Source organism: Actinoplanes sp. NPDC051411 (genome assembly GCF_040682075.1).
Taxonomy (GTDB): domain Bacteria; phylum Actinomycetota; class Actinomycetes; order Mycobacteriales; family Micromonosporaceae; genus Actinoplanes.
The window spans coordinates 42,825-60,476 of sequence record NZ_JBFBAD010000067.1; the positions used below are offsets into that span (position 1 = coordinate 42,825).

Below are 17,652 nucleotides of genomic sequence, written 5' to 3' on the forward strand. Positions count from 1 at the left end.
TTCGGTCCGCCTCCGCAACCGGCGGCGACGTGCCTCGTTGGACCCGGGGAGGGTCACCTTTCCCGGAAGACGGTGCCATGGAGATCACGCTGTCCGTCTCGGCGGACGAACGCGTCGACACGCTGGAAAACCTGCGGAGCTGGCTCGCCTACGAGCCTGAACTCGCCGGCTCGGTCACGCCCGTGCCGGCCGCCACCCGCCCGGGTGCGCTCTCCTGGACGGCGGACGCGCTGCTCGTCGCCCTCGGCAGCGGCGGGACGCTGTCGGTGCTGGCCGCCTCGCTGAAGGCGTGGTTCAACCAGCCGCGGAACGCCGACGTGCGCATCGAGATCCGCGACGGCGCCGGCCGGTCCGTCGTCATCGACGCCCGGCATGTGAAGGATCTGGATCGGCTGATCGGCGAAGTCTTCAGTGCTACCTGATCCGGCGTCGTCACGGGCCGTACTGATCGGATCGGGAACGTTCGCGTCGGACACACTTTCCGACTATCCCGCGATCAGCGACAGCATTTCCGGCCTGTCGAGCCTGCTCACCGGCGCCCACGGCCTGAGCCTGCCGGCCTCCCATTGCACCGTCGTGGCCGAGAGCGCCGACGCCCGCGACGTCGGCCAGGCCCTGCACGCCGCCAGCCAGGCCGCCACCGACCTTCTGATCATCTATTACGCCGGGCACGGAATCGTGGGAAAGCGCGGCGAGCTGTATCTGGCCCTCGCCGACACCGACCACCAGTGGCTCAACCTTTCGGCGCTCGCGTTCGAGGACGTGAAGGAGTTCTGCACCGACACCCGGGCGCAACGTCGGGTGGTCATCCTGGACTGCTGCTACAGCGGACGAGCGATCGGCGATCCGCTCTCGGCGTCGATGGCGGAAATTCTCGACAAGGTGAGCATCTCGGGGAGCTTCACGCTCACCGCCGCACCCGCGAACCGCGAAGCACTGGTGATCCCGGGAGAACGGTATACCGCCTTCACCGGCCGGCTCCTCAGTCTCCTGAACGACGGCGACCCCTGCGGCCCCGAATTCTGGACCCTGGACGAGATCTATCTACGCCTTCGCACCAGCCTCCTCAGCGAGAATCTGCCGGAACCGCAGCGATCCGGCACCAGAACGATCGACAAGCTACCGATCGCCCGCAACCGGCTCTACGGCAACACGGCCCGTACTGCCGTCGACCGAAGTCCGCAGCGGCTCCAATATCCGCTGGAGCGTTTCGTCTCCATGCCGGTCCGGCCGAGAAGAATCGAAGAACCGGTCTGGGCCCGCTTCGAATCCGCTCTTCTCCGGGTCGTCGGCGACCATTCGCCGGGCGCCGTCGACTTCCACGACGTCATGAACCGGCTGCAGCGCGAAGCGGCCCGGGTCAGCGTCTCGGCCGACGGCGACAAGCGGGTCCCGCACCGCTACACGGTGGCCCTGTCGAGCGACGACTTCACGTCCTGTTTCTCGATCGTGCAGCCGATCGCCCAATGCCTGGCCGAGACCCAGGCGAACTTCGTCGGCCTGGGCGGCTGGGACATCGCCGACGAGATCACCGTGGAGGTCCGGAAGGACCCGCTCCTCAACAAAGGGATCTATCGTGTCGCGGTCGACTGAGCGCCGAGGCACGTTCAACCGGCGGCTCATCGGCGGCTTCGCGGTGACCATCGCGCTGACGGCTCTCATGGGAGCGGCCTCGATCGCCACCGTCGTCACGGTGGCCCGCAGCACGGACACGGTGGTCGCGTCGGGCACCCGTCAGCTGTCCGACAGCCAGCAGCTCAACCTGTCCATCGAACGGCGCATCGACGACTACCGCGCTTATCTGATCGCCGGGCAGCGGGAATATCTGGATGCCTTCAACGCCGACCGTCAGCAGTTCCTCGCCCAGGCCACGAGCCTCCGGGCGGAGGTGCAGGACCCTATCGCGGTCCGGCTGCTCGGCGAAGTGATCAAGGCCGAAAGAGCGTACTCAGTCGTGCTGGACCCGGTGATGCGGCGCCGCACGGCGATAACCGACCTTACCGACATCACGCAGCTCAACGCCGTCAACGTCAAGCCGGCCCGCGAGGCTCTGGTGTCGGCCGTCGACGCGCTCGTCATCCGCCTCCGGGCCACCCTGGACGAGCACGTCCAGACGTCCTCGCGGACAGCGACCACGGCCATCCTCATCATCAGCGTGCTGGGCGGGCTGGCCATCATCTCGGCGGTGCTGATCGGCGTGTGGCTCAACAACCGACTGCGCCGGCAGGTGGGGGCGGCCGCGGCGCGTATCCAGGACTCGTCCCTGGAGCTCGAGGTGGAAGCGGACCTGCACGCCGCCGGTCGCCGGCACCCCACCGGCGCGATGGACGAGATCACCGCCACCATCAGCGAACTGCTGATCGCCTCGCGGCGCATCGCCGACAGCGCCCGGCAGGTCACCGAAGTCACCGACCAGACGCTGCACGAGACCACGGCCGGCGAGGCGACCCTCGACCGGGCCCGAGACTCGATCGCGGCGATCCGCGCCCAGGTCGACCGGGTCGCCACGCGGATGCACGCCCTGGACGGAAAGTCCCTGAAGATCGGCGGCGTCCTGGGCCTCGCGGCGGAACTGGCCGAGCAGACCAACATCCTGGCCGTCAACGCCACGATCGAGGCCGACGGCTCCGGCCACCGGGCGGGGAAGTTCGCCGACGACGTGCTCAAGCTGGCCGATCGCACCGCGGAGTCGGCCCGGCAGGTCCGGACGTTGATCGACGACCTGCGGGACGCGGTGGACACCACCGTGGCGGTCACCGGCAGCGGCGCCCGGGCCGTCGACGCCGCCGCCGAGGAATGCGGCCACGTCACGGCGTCACTTCGGCGCGTCGCCGAGCTGGTGTCGTCGGCCAGCGACGCCGGGCGCGACATCGAGCTGTCCAGCAGGCAGCAGAGCTCCGCGGTCGAGCAGATCAACATCGCCGTCGGCGAGGCCGCCCGAGCGACCCGCGAGACCGAGGCCGCGGCGGCGCACACCAGGAAGACCGCCGCGCATCTGTCGTCGTTGTCGCAGGACCTACGGCAGATCGTCGGCGCCGCGTACTGACACCGCCACTGCCCGGCGTTCCGGCGCCCGGCGGCGTGGCGGCCTACGTTGCCGGGCGCAGGGGCGATTGCGCTCGTGAGCGGACGCTCTGCCGCCGCGGCGCGGCCACGATCGGGGAATGAAATCTCTCGGCCCGCGGGCGAGCGTGGGCGCCCGGATCCTGATGGCCGTCGCCGCCCTCTCCTTCGCCGTCGCGTCGTTGATCCATTTCGGGGTCGACGTTCCGCTCGGCTTCACCACGGTCCGCGACCCGTTCGACGGGGCCGCGCCGCCGGAGGCGGTGATCGGGGCGGTGATGGCGATCGGGGCGGTCTTCGGCCGTCATCGAGGCGTCGCGCTGGGAGTGACCGTTTTCGCGACCCTCGGCACGGTGCTCGGGCTGACCATCACGGTCGCGAGCGGGCGGACCGGCGACATCGCCTATCACGTGAGCATCCTGGGCACGCTGGTCGTCATCATTGCTCTACTAATCCGGACTGGTAGGCGAACACCACCAGCTGAGCGCGATCGCGAGCGCCGAGCTTCACCATCGCGCGGCTGACGTGGGTGCGGGCGGTCGCCGGGCTGACGACCAGCCGCCCGGCGATCTCGTCGTTGCTCAGACCCTCGCCGACCAGGCCGACGATCTCGCGCTCCCGGTCGGTCAGGCTGCCCAGCCGGGGATGCGGCCGGGTCGGGCGGCGCGTGCGGTGGGCGAACTCGCCGACCACCCGGCGGGTCACACTCGGTGAGAGCAGCGCCTCGCCGGCGGCCACGACGCGGATCGCGCGCAGGAGCTCGGCCGGCTTGGTGTCCTTGGTCAGGAAGCCGCTGGCGCCGTGGCGGAGCGCGTCGAAGACGTACTCGTCGAGCTCGAACGTCGTCAGCACCACCACCCGGGCGTCCCGCGTCCGCGGGTCGGCGGCGATGCGGCGGGTCGCCTCGATGCCGTCCACGCCGGGCATCCGGATGTCCATCAGGACCACGTCGGGCCGCAGCTCACCGGCCAGCTCCACGGCGCGCAGGCCGTCGGCGGCCTCGCCCACCACGGCCAGGCCGTCCTCGCTGTCGAGCAGCGTCCGCAGGCCCAGGCGGACCAGCTCCTGGTCGTCGGCGATCAGCACCCGGATCACAGCGGAAAACTACCCCGTACGCGAAAGCCGCCGGCCGGCCCCGGGCCCGCCTCGAAGGTTCCCCCGAGGGCCGTGACCCGCTCCCGCATGCCGTTGATGCCGTGCCCGTTGTTGACCGGGCCGCCCGGACCGGCATCGGTGACGCTCACGGTGAGTTCGTCCGGTTGGTGGTCGATCGTGACCGTCACCGGCGCCCGGCCCGCGTGACGGAGGACGTTGGTCAGCGACTCCTGGACGAGGCGGTAGGCGGCGAGGTCGACGGCGGCCGGGAGCTCCCCGGGCGTACCCGTGATCTCGACCGTGACCGGCACGCCGGTGCCGGACATCCGCCCGACCAGGTCCCGCAGCCGGGCCAGGCCGGGCGTGGGAGCACGGAGACCCGCCGGGTCGGAGCGGCGGATGACCGCGAGCGTCGCCCGCAGCTCGTCGAGGGCCTCCCTGCTGGTGCGGCTGATCGCGGTCAGCGCCTCCTCGGCCTGCTCGGGACGCTTCGGCAGCAGGTGCAGCGCGATCTCGGCCTGCATGTTGATCGCCGACAGGCCGTGGCCGACCACGTCGTGCACCTCCTGGGCGATGCGGAGACGCTCCTCCAGGAGCCGCTCGGCCTTGGACCGGGCGTTGGCCTCGGCGGTCACCCGGGCGACCACACCGACGGCGAACGGAACGATGGTCCAGGCGGAGAACGGCAGGACCCCGGTCGCCGTGGCGCCCGAGACCCCGACCACGCCGTGCAGCAGCAGCGCGACCGTCGCGGCGGCGCAGGCGGTCGCCGCGACGGTCAGCGGAAGGCTCCGGCCGACGGTGAAGACGGCCACGACCAGCGAGATCTGGATCGGGCCGTAGGGGAAGCCGAGGATCAGGTAGACCGAGGTGGCGGCGGCGGACGCGGCGAGAACGGCCAGCGGGGCCCGGCCGCGCGCGACCAGGGCGAGGGCGGCGGTGGCGACCAGCAGGTAGGCCACCGGGCTGAGCCGGTCGCCGCCGTGCTGCGTGTAGGCCGCCCAGCGGGTGCCGAACAGGCCGATCGTGAGCACGATGAGGGCCAGGGCGGCGTCCCTCGTCCATCTGGCCATGAGGCCCATCCTGCCCTGCGAGCCCGGTGCGGCATCCCGCACCGAGCGGCTTTTCCCGTACGTCGGAGGCCGTAGCCGGATTCGAACCGGCGTCCACCGCTTTGCGGGCGGCTCCCTGACCACTCGGGCATACGGCCGTGGTCCCGGCAAAGTCGTCAGGTGATGCCGAGGAGTGTCAACGGGCGCGCGTGTCGCGGGCGTGAGGGGCGGGGTGCCGGCGGCGATGTCGGCGCTGCCGGCAAGCCGGACACCATCGCGGTTTGCCGCGGCCGGGTCGCCTGACGTGTCGGCTATGTGGCGACGTTGCTTCTCGTCAGCGATTCGGCGATGAGGGCTTGTGGTGCTTCCAGGGCGCGACCACCGTCCTCGACGATCCACAATGAGTTCTGAAGAGTGCGGCCCAGCGTCCAGCGCACCGCCCGCTGCCGGTCCAGTCCCATGACCTCGACCATCGCGTCGAACCGTCGGCGTATCGCCCGGTGTGGATCGTCGGCACCGAGCACTTCGTGCCAACGGTTTTGTAACGCTGGGAGCAACTCGAACGCTGGATCACCGGCGAGCGGTTTGGGATCGATCGCCAGCCAATGGTCGCGGTCTGCGGCCAGTACGTTCTCGTAGTGCAGGTCGGGCTTGATGCACATGCAGGCTGGTGATGGGTGTCGCGCAGGTAGCCGATCTGGTCGAGCAATGGCTGGAAGCGGGTGATCTCGTTGGTCTTGCCGCCGACGTCGGTGCCCGCGAGCATGACGCCGGTGTCCTGGTCGCAGGCGGCGAGGACGTGCCGGGCGGTCGTGTCGGCGGTGCGTGAGGCGCGCAATGTCTTGCCGTCGACCGCAATCGCCCGTTTGATGGCCGGTGCCTGCGCGGTGGTGATCCGGCCGGTGAGCCAGCCGCTGATCGCGACGGTGAGCAGGTCCGGATCGGGGGCTTGCAGCAGCCTGCGGATCATCGCTTCGGACGGCCTGCGGGCAGGGTCGATACCCAGGGCGAGCACGGTAGTGGCGGGGACGTCCTCGACCCACTCGGCGATCGCCGTGTAGGAACGGTACCGGCCACGACCGCGCAGACCGCGGCGCTGAGCACGACCGGTAAGCGATGCCGCACGCCGCGGCGGGCCCGCCCTGCTGCCGCCAGCGAGGGCGTGTCTCCACCAATCATCCCAAGCCGGACACACTCACGACTTTGCCGGGGCCCTGGTGTTACCCCCGACCGCTTTCGAGGCGGTGGCCGGCGCCCATCGACGGCAACGGTATTCGGGCTTTGCGATCGGTGCGACGGAATTGCCGGGACGACGACCTGCTTTCCGTTGCGCGAATTGGCATTTTATGGCCTGCTTCGGACGCCGGTAGCGTCCGATTCATGGAATGGAGTTTTCGGACGGCCGAAGAGTTGGCGGCCGCATTGCGGGCCGGTGAAGTGACCTCGGCGGAGCTGACCGATGAGGCGATTGCCCGTATCGAGCGCGACGACAAGGTGATCAACGCGATCTGTGTGCCGGACTTCGACCGGGCGCGGGCCGCCGCGCGCCGTGCCGACCAGGCGCGCGCCCACGGCGAGGACCGGCCGCTGCTCGGTATTCCGGTGACGGTCAAAGAGTCCTACAACATGGCTGGGCTGCCCACGACCTGGGGCATGCCGCAACACCGGGGCTTTGTGCCGGCCGAGGACGCGGTGCAGGTGTCGCGGCTCAAGGCCGCGGGCGCGGTGGTGCTGGGCAAGACCAATGTCCCCTTGGGGCTGCAGGACATCCAGAGCTTCAACGAGATCTACGGCACGACCAACAATCCGTGGGATCACGATCGCACTCCGGGCGGATCCTCCGGCGGTTCCGCGGCGGCCCTGGCGTCCGGATTCGGCGCGCTGTCCATCGGTTCCGACCTCGCCGGTTCGCTGCGCACCCCCGCGCACTTCTGCGGCATCTACGCGCACAAGCCGACGCTCGGACTGGTGGCGCCCCGCGGTATGGTCCCGCCGTCCGAGCCGGCCTGGCCGGTCGACCTCGACCTCGCCGTCGTCGGTCCGATGGCGCGCACGGCCCGCGACCTCGCGCTCCTGCTCGACGTCATGGCCGGACCCGACCCGCTCACGCATGGCAAGGCGTACGACTTGACGCTGCCGCCCGCGCGCCACGAGCGGCTCGGCGACTTCCGGGTGCTGGTCGTCGACGAGCATCCGTTCATTCCGACCGGGTCGGCCGTGCGGGCGGGCGTGAACCGGGTGGCCGACGCGCTGGCCGACGCCGGCGCCCGCGTCGAGTGGCACACCCCGCTGCTGCCCGATCTGACCGAGGCCGCCATCGTTTACACGCAGTTGCAGTTCTCGGGCTCGGTCGCACGCTTTCCGGTCGACGCCCACGAGCAGCTGCGGACCCGGGCCGCCGGGCTGAGCGCGGACGACCGGAGTCTCGACGCGGCGCGGCTGCGCGCGATGGTGTTCAGCCACCGCGACCGGCTCGAGACCGACAACCGTCGCGAGCTCCACCGGCACCTCTGGCGGCAGCTGTTCACCGAGTTCGATGCCGTGGTGTGCCCGATCACGCCGACTCCCGCGTTCCCCCACGACCACGACCCCGACCCGCTGGGACGCCGGATCGACATCGACGGCGTCGAGTACCCGTACTTCGACCAGCTCGTCTGGGCCGGCCTGGCCACCATGCCGGGCCTGCCCGCCACCGCCGTACCAGCGGGCCGGACCTCCGCCGGCCTGCCGGTGGGGGTGCAGCTCATCGGCCCGATGTTCGAGGACCGCACCCCGCTGCGGCTGGCCGAACTGCTCGAGCAGAAGATCGGCGGCTTCGCGGCACCGGGGTAGGCGCGGTTTGAGGATCGCGCGCCCGGGTAGCCGCGGGGGCATGAACAATCTTGTGCGCGCGGGCCTGCTGGGCGCCGCGACCGGCGCCCGGAGCGCCACCCCGCTCGCCGCGCTGGCCTCGCACGGCGGAAACCGTTGGCTTTCGGCGCTGGCCACGGTCGCGGCGGGCGGCGAGCTGATCGCCGACAAACTTCCGGGTACGCCGAGCCGCGTGAAGCCCGCACCGCTGGCCGCCCGCATCGTCACCGGCGCGGTGGCGGCCGGGCTGGACGCTCGTCGCCGTCATCGGGGCGTGGCCGGGCCGGCGCTGGTCGGCGCGGCGGCGGCGGCCGCCGGGAGTTACGCCGGGGCGTGGTGGCGGGCCTTCGCGGCGCACCGGGGCTTCGCCGTGCCGGCTGCCCTGGCCGAGGACGGCACCGCGATCCTGCTCGCGACTCTGGCCGCCCGCGGCTGACTCAGTCGTCGGCCAGCAGCTTGATGACGGCCTTCTCGGTGCCGTTCCGGGCGACCTCGCCGTCCTCGAACTTGTCGACCACGCGCGGGTCGACGTAGGCGCTGCGGGCCACCGCGGGCGTGTTGCCGAGCTTGTCGGCGACCTCGCGCATCGCCGCGGCCACGGCCTTCTTACGCGCCGTCTTCGTGGGCTGCGGACCGGCGTCGGCCAGGGCGGAGGCGGCCGCGACGGTGCCGTGCCAGGTGCGGAAGTCTTTGGCGGTCATGCCGGCGTCGCGGAGGTAGTCGTTCACGTCGTCGGCGTGGACCTCGTGCCAGCGCCGGCCCTCCCAGTACGCGAACAAACGGTCCTCGCCCCGGCGCCGGCGGCGGAGGTCGCGCAGCACCTGGCAGACCTCCCCGTCGCCGACCGTGACGGCGTGGGGAATTCCGGACTTGCCGACGAACTCGAGCAGGACGCAGCCGCCCTTCCCGCGAACGTGTTCGGGACGGAGCGTGGTCAGTCCGAACGACGGGTCCTCCGCGCGCTGGGCCGACTCGTCGCCGCCGACCCGGAGCAGGCCCAGATCGAGCAGCCGCACCATCGCGGCCAGGACCCGCGTGCGGGCCAGTCCCCGGCCGGTGAGGTCGTCGCACAGCCGTTCGCGCAGCTTCGGGAGGTTCGTGGCCACCTCGAGCGCGTGGTCGAACTTCTTCGAGTCCTGCCGGGTGCGCCACGCCTGGTGATACAGGTACTGCTTGCGCCCGGCCGCGTCCCGGCCGATCGCCTGGATGTGGCCGCGCGGGTCGGGGCTGATCCACACGTCTTCCCAGGCCGGCGGGATGACCAGGGCCTTGATGCGGGCAACGGCGTCACTGTCGTGCAGGGGCTTGCCGTGCTCGTCCACGTACCGGAAACCGCTCCCGGACCGGCGCCGGCCGAAACCGGCCCGGCCGGGATTGCTGCGCCGCAGGCGCATCGAAAACTCCTTCGGGGCAAGGGTGAGCTCCCCGCCGCGACCACGGCGCTCGGTCAGCGCTTCGCCTTGCGGGCGGCGGTTTTCTCGTCGCGGACACCCTCGGTGAGCAGGGTGCCGGACTCGGTCTCGAGGTGGGCGCGGACGAACCAGTGGAACTGCTCCAACTGGCTCGCCTGCCCGATCAGCATGTCCTGGGTGACCGGGTCGGGCTCGTCGGTCTTCTCGATCGCCTCGCGGTGGGCCTCGATGATTCCGCTGTAGACGATGTCGAGGGCGGCCAGGTGTGCGTTGGTGTCGGCCCGGCCGATCGAGTAGTCGTCCCAGCTCCGCTGGGCGACCAGCGCACCCGGCGTGCCGACCGGGGAGCCGCCCAGCGTGGCGATGCGCTCGGCGAGGTCGTCGACCATCAGCCGGACGGCGTCGACCTGCGGGTCGAGCATCTGGTGCACGCCGATGAAGTGCGGGCCGACGACGTTCCAGTGGACGTGCTTGAGGGTGAGCGCGAGGTCGTTGAGGGCGTTCAACCGGTCCTGCAGCAGGGCGATCACCTCGCCCGCGGCGTCCGGCTTGATCCCCGGGACGGTGTAGCTGGGCGCGCTCGGCTTACGGGTGCGCGGAGGCATCTCCCGCTCCTTCTCTCTCGTTCTCCGATTGGTGCGGCTTCGGATTCCCTTTGGCGGGACGGTCAAACCGCCTACCGGAACACCGCCTACAGGAACTCGGTGCGGTACATCTCCATCAGCTCGGCGTAGTGCGGGCCCATGTTGGCGATGTAGACCTCGTCGAAGCCGGCCTTCTCGTACGCCTCGAGCTGGGCGGCGTGCTTCGACGGATCGGGCCCGCACGCCACCGACGAGCGGGTCATGTCCTCGGTGACCAGCTGGGACGCCTGCTCGAAATGCTTCGGCGACGGCAGCACCTGGGACAGTTCGCCCGGCACGCCGCTGTTGGCCCACAGGCGGTGCGCGGTCTTGACGCCCTCCTCCTCGGTCGGCGCCCAGCACCCCTTGAACCCGCCCTGCACCTGCTTGTCGCCGCCGCCCAGGTCACGGAACCGGCTCACCATCTCGGCGTCCGGCATCGTGGAGACGTAGCCGTCGCCGATGCGGGCCGCCACTTCGAGCGCCCGCGGCCCGAACGCCGACACGTACACCTTGGGCGGCTCCGGAGGCCGCGTGTAGACCTGGGCCTGGTCGACGGTGAAGTATTTGCCGTGGTGGGTGACGAAGCCGCCGTCCCACAGTTCGCGCATCACCCCGACGGCCTCCTCGAGCATTTCGAGGCGCTCCTCGGCGAACGGCCACCGCTCGCCCGTGATGTGCTCGTTGAGCGCCTCACCGGTGCCGACGCCGAGCACGAACCGCCCGTCGTGCAGCACCGCGCTGGTCGCCGCCGCCTGCGCGACGACGGCCGGGTGGATCCGCATGATCGGGCAGGTCACGGCCGTGGTCACCGGGATGCTGACGACCTGGCTGAGCGCGCCGATGATCGACCAGACGAACGGGCTCTGCCCCTGCTCGTCGTTCCACGGGTGGTAGTGGTCGGAGATCCACAGACTCTGGAAACCCGCGTCCTGAGCCTGTTTCGCCTGCTCGATGAGCTGGGCCGGGGTGTATTCCTCACACGACAGGAAGTATCCGATTCGCATCCGAACCGGATACCCCCTGTCGCGTCAGCCAAGCGCCTCGCCCGCCGCTCGGAGGACCTCTTTTTCGCCGATGGCGAGCAGGGCCGGATGCGGGGGCCCGGGCCGGTCACCCGGCTCGCTCCGGGTGCCTTTCCAGAGCGTGCGATGGTACGGGCGGTCCGGCGGCCCCCAGCGGGCCGGCGACATCGGCCCGAACAGGGTCACCGACGGTGTTCGGTACGCGGTGGCCAGGTGCGAGATGCCGGTGTCGCCGCTGATGACCAGGCGCGCGTGGGCGACCAGTGCCGCGAGCTCGTCCAGCCCGGTCGCGGGCACATCTCGGTCGCTGAGGCCGGCCGCCTCGGCGACGCGTACGGCCAGAGGGCGCTCCGCGGCAGCGCCCGTCACCACGACGGTGTGGCCGTCGGCGCGCAGCGCCCGGGCGACGGCCGCGAAGCGGTCCGGAGGCCATCGTCTCGTGCCCGACTTGGCACCGGGGTGAATGATCGTGACGCCGTGCGGGACTTCGGCCCTCGGGGTCGCCAGGCCGAGTTCCTGCTGGTCAGCGTCGACGCCGTAGTAGCGCAGCAGGCGGCACCAGCGCGCGACCTCATGCTCCTCGGCGATCCACGGCGGCCCGTCCGAGAAGCCCGCCTCCGCGCAGGCGAACGCCCACAGCTTGGCCGGCGCGACCGACTGCAACAGCCGGTGCGACTCGGGCCCGCTGCCGTGCAGGTTGACGGCGATCGACGGGCTCAGACCGCCCGGCAGAGCCGCGCCCAGACCGCCCGGCAGAGCCGCGCCCAGACCGGGAGTGTCGATGACGGCCTCGACGCCGCCGATCAGCTCGATCAGCGGCGTCAGGCCGGCCGGGGCGGCCAGGGCCAGCCGCTCGCCCGGGTAGGCCGCCCGCAGCCCCCGGATCGCCGGCACGGCCGTGGCCAGGTCGCCAAGCCCGAGCGCCCGAAGGATCAGGATCATGGGTAGGAGGGCTCCGTCTCGGCGGCGATCACCAGCTCGCGCACGGCGCAGCCGGTGGGCTGGGCCAGCGCGAACATGATGGCCGCGGCCACGTTGGCCGGATCGTTGAGGATCGCGTCGGGGCCCGGCTTGTACTGGTCGGCGCGGTCGTCGAAGAACTTCGTCCGCATGCCACCGGGGACGACCAGGGTGACGTTGACCTGGCCGGCCAGCTCGGCGGCGAGCGAGCGGGTGAAGCCGACGACGCCGAACTTGGCCGCGCAGTAGGCCGTCGCGTCGCCCACCGCCTTGATGCCCAGGGTCGACGAGATAGTGACCACGCCGCCGTGGGACTGTTTCAGGGCGGGCAGGGCGGCCCGGATGACGGCCGCGGTCGACAGCAGGTCGATGGTGACGATGCGGTCCCAGGTCTCGCCGGGAATGTCGGCCAGGGCGCCGGGCACGTCCATGCCGGCCGCGGTGACCACGCCGTCGAGGGTGCCGCCGGCGCGCTCGATCGCGGTGCGGGTGGCGGCCTCGGCGGCCCGGGTGTCGGCCAGGTCGCACTCGACCCAGTCGATGCCCTCGCGGGGCGGCTGACGGTCGATGACGTACGGGCGGCCGCCCGCCTTGACCACCGCGTCCACAACCGCGGCGCCCAGGCCGCTCGAGCCGCCGGTGACGATGACAGTGTCCATGTTCTACTTCCCTCCGGATCGGGCCGCGGCGATGGTTCGGGTGGTCGAGCGGCCGTCGACGTACGGGACGATCACGGTCTGACCGCCCCAGTGCTTCACGAGTTCGGCCTCGGGCAGGTCGGGGCCGCCGTCGGCGTAGTCGCCGCCCTTGACCCAGACGTCGGGGCGCAGCCACGTCAGGACGGCCTCCGGCGTCGGCTCGTCGAAGATGACGACGGCGTCGACGCAGTCGAGGGCGGCCAGCAGGCGGCCGCGGTCGGTCTCGTTGTTGAGCGGGCGCCCGGGCCCCTTGAGGTCGCGCACCGACGAGTCGCTGTTGAGGCAGACGATCAGGCAGTCGCCGAGGGCGCGGGCCGCGCGCAGGGTGGCCAGGTGGCCGATGTGCAGCAGGTCGAAGCAGCCACCGGTGGCGACTACCGTGCCGCCCCGGGCCTTCACCTCGGCCGCGAGCCGGCCGGCCTGCTCGGCGCCGATCCGCCCCGCCGACGCGGCGTCCGACTTGTCCACCGACAACGCGGCGGTCACGCCCCCGGCCGCCACGTACGCGGTGGCCTCCTCGACCGCGGTCTGGACGGCCTCGGACACCAGCGCGCCGTCGGCCAGGGCCAGCGCCGCCGCGGTGGCGAAGCGGTCGCCCGCCCCGCAGGTGTCCCCGTCGACTGTCGCCGGAGCCGCGACGGCCAGCGGGGTCGACCCGGAGTGGCACAGAATCGCGCCGTCCCCGCCGCACGTCACCACGACCGCCGCGGCCCGCCAGCGCTGCCGCAGCTGGTGCCCGGCCCGCTGGGCGACGGTCAGGGCGGATCCGCCGCCGGCGTCGCCCGACAGCTTGCACACCTCGGCCAGATTCGGTGTCACCAGCCGGGCGTCGGGCACCGGAACCGGCCCGTTGGGGTGCGGATCCCAGACCAGCGGCGCCTTGCTCTCGGCCAGCGCCGCCCGGATCTCCGGATGCCGGGCCATCCCCCGGCCGTAGTCGCTCACCAGGACGGCCGGCGCCGAACGGATCAGTTCGAGGGCGGCCGCCGGCGCGTCGCCGGGCGCCTGCGGCTCGCCACCCCGGTCGAGGCGCAGCAGCACCTGACCGCTCGCGCGCAGCCGCACCTTCTCCGGCGTGGAACCGGGCAGCGGCAACGCGTACACCTGCACCCCGGCCGCCGTGAGCAGCTCGGTGAGCCGTACCCCGGCGGCGTCGGTCGCGATCGCGGTGACCAGAGCGACCTCGCGGCCGTCGGCCGCCGCGAGCATCGCGGCCAGCCCGGCGCCGCCCGGTCTTTCCCGGGCCGAGGATTCGTCGAGCACCGGGGCCGGGGCGTCCGGGGCGATCCGGCTGACCGCGCCCTCGACGTCGCGGTCCAGGAGGGTGTCGCCGATGATGACCAGATCGGGGTCTTTCACGATAGATCTCCCCAGGGAGTGATCCAGAAAGCGATCGATGTGTTCGCAGAGGACGTGCACCGAGACCAGGTGGAGTTCCTGCACGACCTGGCCCTCCGGGGAGGGGCAGCGCAGCACCTCGTCGCAGGCGTCGGCGAGCGGGTTCGGGCCGGCTCCGGTCATCGCCCAGGTGCGCACGCCGATCTCCCGGGCGGCCCGGGCGGCGGCGATCAGGTTGGGGCTGCGGCCACTGGTCGACAGGAGCATCAGGACGTCACCCGGGCGGCCGTGCGCCCGCACCTGCCGGGCGAACACCTCGTCGTAGCCGTAGTCGTTGCTGATCGCGGTGACCGCGGACGAGTCCGGGGTGAGCGCGATCGCGGACAACGGCATCCGGTCCTCGCGCAGTTTGCCGACGAGTTCGGCCGCCAGGTGCTGGGCCTCGGCCGCGCTGCCGCCGTTGCCGGCGACCAGCAGGCGGCCGCCCTCCCGCAGGTGCCGGGCGAGTTCGCAACCCCAGTCGGCCAGCCGGGCGGCGACCGTCCGATAGGGACCGATCGCGCCGGACAGGGCGCTGAGGTGGTCGTCGAGCGGATCCATCAGGCGACCGCAGCCGCGGTGGTGGTCTGCCCGGCGACCGAGGCGTACACCGCGGCCAGGCGGTCGGCGATGCGGGGCCAGGCGTACGCGTAGGCGGCCCGGTCGACCGCGGCCGCGCCGTACGCCTCCCGCCGCATGTCGTCACCGAGCAGGTGCCGCAGCGCGTTGCTCAGGGCCCGGGGATCGCGCGGGGGGACGAGATCGCCGGTCACGCCGTCGACGACGGTGTCGGTGAGGCCGCCGACCGCGGTCGCGACCACCGGGACGCCGCAGGCCATCGCCTCCAGTGGGCTGATGCCGAACGGCTCGTACCACGGGGTCGCGGCGACCACATCGGACGATCGGTACCAGGCCGGCATCTCGTGGGCCGGCACCGCTCCGAGCAGCCGGACCCGGTCGGAGATCTGCAGCTCGGAGGCGAGTCGGCGGAGCTTGGCGGCGTACGCGTCGGTCGCCAGCCCGGCGGCCGGCGGCCCGCCCGCCACCACCAGGTCGGCCCCCGGCACCTGGGGCAGCGCCCGGATGATGTCCTCGATGCCCTTGCGCTCGACCAGCCGGGCCACGGTCAGGATCCGGGCCCGGCCGTTCTCCCGCGGCGCGGGCGGCCCGTCCGGACGGAACCGCTCGGTGTTCACGCCGGACGGCACCAGCGCCATGCGGCCGCGCGGCACCCCCAGTCGCAGCAGCTCACCGCGCTCGTCCTCGCACTGCACGATGACCCGGTCGACCGACCGGCCGAGCTCCCGCTCGTACGCGATCCGGTGGGGCGGGCTGGTATCGGCCGTGCCCTGGTGGCGGCGCTTGACCGAGCCGAGCGCGTGGTAGGTCTGGACCACCGGCACGTCGAAGGCGCGGGCCGCGGTGACCGTGGCCAGGCCGCTCATCCAGAAGTGGGCGTGCGCCACGTCGGGCTGCCAACCGCCCTGCCAGTCCGCGGCCATCCACTCCGCGAAGGCACTCATGAACGGCAGCAGCTCGTCCTTGGGCAGCGCCTCGGCCGGCCCGGCCGGAACGTGCACGACCTCGACCCGGTCGCCCATCGGCACCGTCTCGGGCAGGTCCGGGCTGTCCCGGCGGGTGTAGACGCGGACCTCGTGACCGTGCCCGCCCAGCGCCGCGGCGAGTTCCGCGACGTGCGAGTTCTGGCCGCCCGCGTCGACGCCGCCGAGGGCGGCCAGCGGGCTGGCGTGTTCCGAGATCATCGCGATGCGCATAGTTCCTCCTCGAGAAGGCGATCCCAGTCCGCGAGGAACCGGTCCAAGCCGTAGCGGGTGAGTGCGACCTGCCGCGCCCGGGCGCCGAGCCGGGCCGCCTCGTCCGGCTCGGCGAGCAGCCACTGGGCGGCCTCGACCAGGGTGTCCACCCGGGTGGCGAGCACGCCGGCGTCGGGCGGCACGGCCGCGACCGCCTCGGTGGTGGCCAGGGCGAGCACCGGCATGCCGATCTGCATCGCCTCGATCAGGCTCAGCCCGAGCGAGGTCCAGCGGCACAGGTGCAGGTAGGCCCGGCGGAGCGCGATCTGCTCGTGCATCTCGTGCTGGGGCGGGTCGTCGTAGGTGGTGACGCGGTCCTGTCTCAGCGGGACGACGCCCATCCCGAACACGTCGAGCGGCGCGACGGGGGTGAAGCGCTCGAACAGGTCGGTGCCGGTGACCCGGCCCCGGCGCACGGGCTCGTTGGTGACGATGGCGAGCCGCTCCAGCGAACCGGTCCAGCGGGCCTTCGGTTCCACCACACCGTGTTCGATGACGGTGGTGCGGGTGTGGCCGGTGTCCCAGAACAACTCGTTGAAGTGGGTGACATGGGCGACGATCAGGTCGTCCCGGTCGGCCATCGGGTGCCGGCTCTGCGGCACGTCGCCCTTGGGCGTGTTGTGCTCGACGTAGACCACCGGCACGTGCGGCGGCACCCGGTCGAGCTCCTCCGGCCGCTGCACGATGGCGATGTCGGCGTCCCGGATCTCCTCGAGCGGGTGCTCCTCGGCCGACGACGGCCAGTCGAAGGTGCGGGCCCGGCCGCGGCCCCACTCGTCCCGCGCCTCGTTGACCGGAATCAGGTATCGGTGCTTGCCCTGGACGAACGCGGTGGTCCAGGACCCGTGCACATGCCAGAGCAGGATGTTCACGCGACGAGCTCCATCTTTTCCGGGGTGAGCCGGTCGACGGCGGCGACGACCTCGTCCGGCTCGATCGTGGACAGACAGGGATGCCCGGCGACCGGGCAGGTGGTGGCCCGGGTGTCCCGGCACCGGGCGCGGGCCCGGCCGAGCCGGACCGCGGGCACCCGGTAGGGGCCCCACTTTCCATAGGGGACGGTCGGCGCGAACAGGCTCACGACCGGTGTGCCGACCGCGGCGGCCAGGTGTGCCGGCCCGGTGTTGCCGACCACCAGGCAGGACGCTCCGGCGATGAGGCGGGTCAGCCCGGCCAGGTCCATCGGCCCGGCGTCGGCGCCGACGAACGACGCCAGCTGCCGCTCCCCCGGCCCTCCGGTCACGACCACCCGGTGGCCGGCCGCGGTCAGGGCGCCCGCGATGCGGCGCATCAGCTCGGGCGGGCAGGCGCGGGCCTCGACGCTCGCCCCGGGATGAAGGACCACATAGCTGTCGCTCCGCGGGGCTGACACCCTGATCCTCAGACGGCCGTCATCGTCGGAAGGCAGACCGAAACCCGCGGCGGCCGCGATACTGCGGGCCCGTTCGGGCTCCGGCAGGTCTTCCGGTACGCGATGACGCACGTCGAGCAGCGACCCCGGATAGTCCTCGCTGATCGCGGTGATCCGCCCGATCCCGGCCAGCCGCAACAGCAGCGCGAGCGGCAGCGCCGACTGGTGGAACGAGGTGAACACGACCGCCTCGTCCGCGCCGGGGGCCCCGGACCCCGGCCCCCGCGCGGGCCAGTCGGCGGGGGCGGCCCGACCCGGGGGCGGGTCGCTGC

At 72.2% G+C, this 17,652-nt stretch carries 18 protein-coding genes, 1 tRNA gene and 1 pseudogene; 6 read left to right on the forward strand and 14 right to left on the reverse strand.

Translation table 11 applies throughout. The features are described 5' to 3' along the window. The first annotated feature begins 77 nt into the window (after positions 1 to 77). From AB0M88_RS31860 to AB0M88_RS31875, 4 genes are all read left to right on the forward strand, one after another. A complete protein-coding gene (locus tag AB0M88_RS31860; RefSeq protein WP_364108861.1) occupies positions 78 to 422 on the forward strand; it encodes a hypothetical protein in 345 nt (114 codons plus the stop codon). Then, a complete protein-coding gene (locus AB0M88_RS31865; RefSeq protein ID WP_364108863.1) occupies positions 412 to 1,593 on the forward strand; it encodes an FhaA domain-containing protein in 1,182 nt (393 codons plus the stop codon). Before AB0M88_RS31860 ends, AB0M88_RS31865 begins: the two co-directional genes overlap by 11 nt. Next, a complete protein-coding gene (locus AB0M88_RS31870) occupies positions 1,577 to 3,046 on the forward strand; it encodes a methyl-accepting chemotaxis protein (RefSeq protein WP_364108865.1) in 1,470 nt (489 codons plus the stop codon). The genes AB0M88_RS31865 and AB0M88_RS31870 overlap by 17 nt, the downstream gene beginning before the upstream one ends. Before the next feature lie 118 nt (positions 3,047 to 3,164). Next, the gene (locus AB0M88_RS31875) at positions 3,165 to 3,587 is read left to right on the forward strand and encodes a hypothetical protein (RefSeq protein ID WP_364108867.1); all 423 of its coding nucleotides are present in this window, start codon (positions 3,165 to 3,167) and stop codon (positions 3,585 to 3,587) included. Here AB0M88_RS31875 and AB0M88_RS31880 read toward each other — a convergent pair. The 4 genes from AB0M88_RS31880 to AB0M88_RS31895 all read right to left on the reverse strand — a co-directional run bounded on the left by AB0M88_RS31880 (position 3,502) and on the right by AB0M88_RS31895 (position 6,382). Continuing rightward, positions 3,502 to 4,158, reverse strand: a complete 657-nt coding sequence (locus AB0M88_RS31880; RefSeq protein ID WP_364108869.1) for a response regulator transcription factor — start codon at positions 4,156 to 4,158, stop codon at positions 3,502 to 3,504. The two genes, AB0M88_RS31875 and AB0M88_RS31880, sit on opposite strands and share 86 nt — an antisense overlap. Next, positions 4,155 to 5,231 carry a sensor histidine kinase gene (locus AB0M88_RS31885; RefSeq protein ID WP_364108871.1) on the reverse strand — a complete coding sequence of 359 codons (1,077 nt, stop codon included), beginning with the start codon at positions 5,229 to 5,231 and terminating at the stop codon, positions 4,155 to 4,157. The genes AB0M88_RS31880 and AB0M88_RS31885 overlap by 4 nt, the downstream gene beginning before the upstream one ends. A gap of 66 nt (positions 5,232 to 5,297) precedes the next feature. Then, positions 5,298 to 5,368 (reverse strand) — tRNA-Cys (locus AB0M88_RS31890). Positions 5,369 to 5,521: 153 nt separating this feature from the next. Then, positions 5,522 to 6,382: an aminoglycoside phosphotransferase family protein gene (locus AB0M88_RS31895; RefSeq protein ID WP_364108873.1), complete on the reverse strand. Its 861-nt coding sequence runs from the start codon at positions 6,380 to 6,382 to the stop codon at positions 5,522 to 5,524. Positions 6,383 to 6,500: 118 nt separating this feature from the next. On the opposite strand from AB0M88_RS31895, the gene AB0M88_RS31900 reads away from it, so the two are divergent. Both AB0M88_RS31900 and AB0M88_RS31905 read left to right on the forward strand, forming a co-directional pair. Continuing rightward, complete coding sequence (locus AB0M88_RS31900) at positions 6,501 to 8,042, forward strand: amidase (protein WP_364108895.1); 1,542 nt, start codon at positions 6,501 to 6,503, stop codon at positions 8,040 to 8,042. A gap of 40 nt (positions 8,043 to 8,082) precedes the next feature. Next, entirely contained in the window at positions 8,083 to 8,496 is a 414-nt protein-coding gene (locus AB0M88_RS31905) for a hypothetical protein (RefSeq protein WP_364108875.1), read from the forward strand. Between the two features lies 1 nt (position 8,497). On the opposite strand, the gene AB0M88_RS31910 is transcribed toward AB0M88_RS31905, so the two are convergent. From AB0M88_RS31910 to AB0M88_RS31955, 10 genes and pseudogenes are all read right to left on the reverse strand, one after another. Beyond that, positions 8,498 to 9,454: a DNA topoisomerase IB gene (locus AB0M88_RS31910; protein WP_364108877.1), complete on the reverse strand. Its 957-nt coding sequence runs from the start codon at positions 9,452 to 9,454 to the stop codon at positions 8,498 to 8,500. A gap of 53 nt (positions 9,455 to 9,507) precedes the next feature. Beyond that, positions 9,508 to 10,077 (reverse strand): DNA starvation/stationary phase protection protein, encoded by a 570-nt coding sequence (locus tag AB0M88_RS31915; RefSeq protein WP_364108879.1) that lies wholly within the window; start codon positions 10,075 to 10,077, stop codon positions 9,508 to 9,510. Positions 10,078 to 10,163: 86 nt separating this feature from the next. Beyond that, positions 10,164 to 11,102 (reverse strand): TIGR03557 family F420-dependent LLM class oxidoreductase, encoded by a 939-nt coding sequence (locus AB0M88_RS31920; RefSeq protein ID WP_364108881.1) that lies wholly within the window; start codon positions 11,100 to 11,102, stop codon positions 10,164 to 10,166. A 24-nt stretch (positions 11,103 to 11,126) separates the two neighbouring features. Next, on the reverse strand, positions 11,127 to 12,062 hold the full coding sequence (locus tag AB0M88_RS31925; protein WP_364108883.1) for a glycosyltransferase family 9 protein: 936 nt from the start codon (positions 12,060 to 12,062) through the stop codon (positions 11,127 to 11,129). Continuing rightward, positions 12,059 to 12,739: an SDR family oxidoreductase gene (locus AB0M88_RS31930; RefSeq protein WP_364108885.1), complete on the reverse strand. Its 681-nt coding sequence runs from the start codon at positions 12,737 to 12,739 to the stop codon at positions 12,059 to 12,061. Before AB0M88_RS31930 ends, AB0M88_RS31925 begins: the two co-directional genes overlap by 4 nt. Before the next feature lie 3 nt (positions 12,740 to 12,742). After that, on the reverse strand, positions 12,743 to 14,137 hold the full coding sequence (locus AB0M88_RS31935; protein WP_364108897.1) for a PfkB family carbohydrate kinase: 1,395 nt from the start codon (positions 14,135 to 14,137) through the stop codon (positions 12,743 to 12,745). 24 nt (positions 14,138 to 14,161) lie between these two features. Further along, a pseudogene (locus AB0M88_RS31940) lies at positions 14,162 to 14,716 on the reverse strand (SIS domain-containing protein); the annotation flags it as partial. After that, a complete protein-coding gene (locus AB0M88_RS31945; RefSeq protein ID WP_364108887.1) occupies positions 14,716 to 15,930 on the reverse strand; it encodes a glycosyltransferase in 1,215 nt (404 codons plus the stop codon). The pseudogene AB0M88_RS31940 and the gene AB0M88_RS31945, both read right to left, overlap by 1 nt. Next, positions 15,915 to 16,841 carry a glycosyltransferase gene (locus tag AB0M88_RS31950; protein ID WP_364108889.1) on the reverse strand — a complete coding sequence of 309 codons (927 nt, stop codon included), beginning with the start codon at positions 16,839 to 16,841 and terminating at the stop codon, positions 15,915 to 15,917. Before AB0M88_RS31950 ends, AB0M88_RS31945 begins: the two co-directional genes overlap by 16 nt. Next, positions 16,838 to 17,652, reverse strand: an 815-nt coding sequence (locus tag AB0M88_RS31955) for a glycosyltransferase family 9 protein (protein ID WP_364108891.1), incomplete at its 5' end; no start/stop codon positions are given. The genes AB0M88_RS31955 and AB0M88_RS31950, both read right to left, overlap by 4 nt.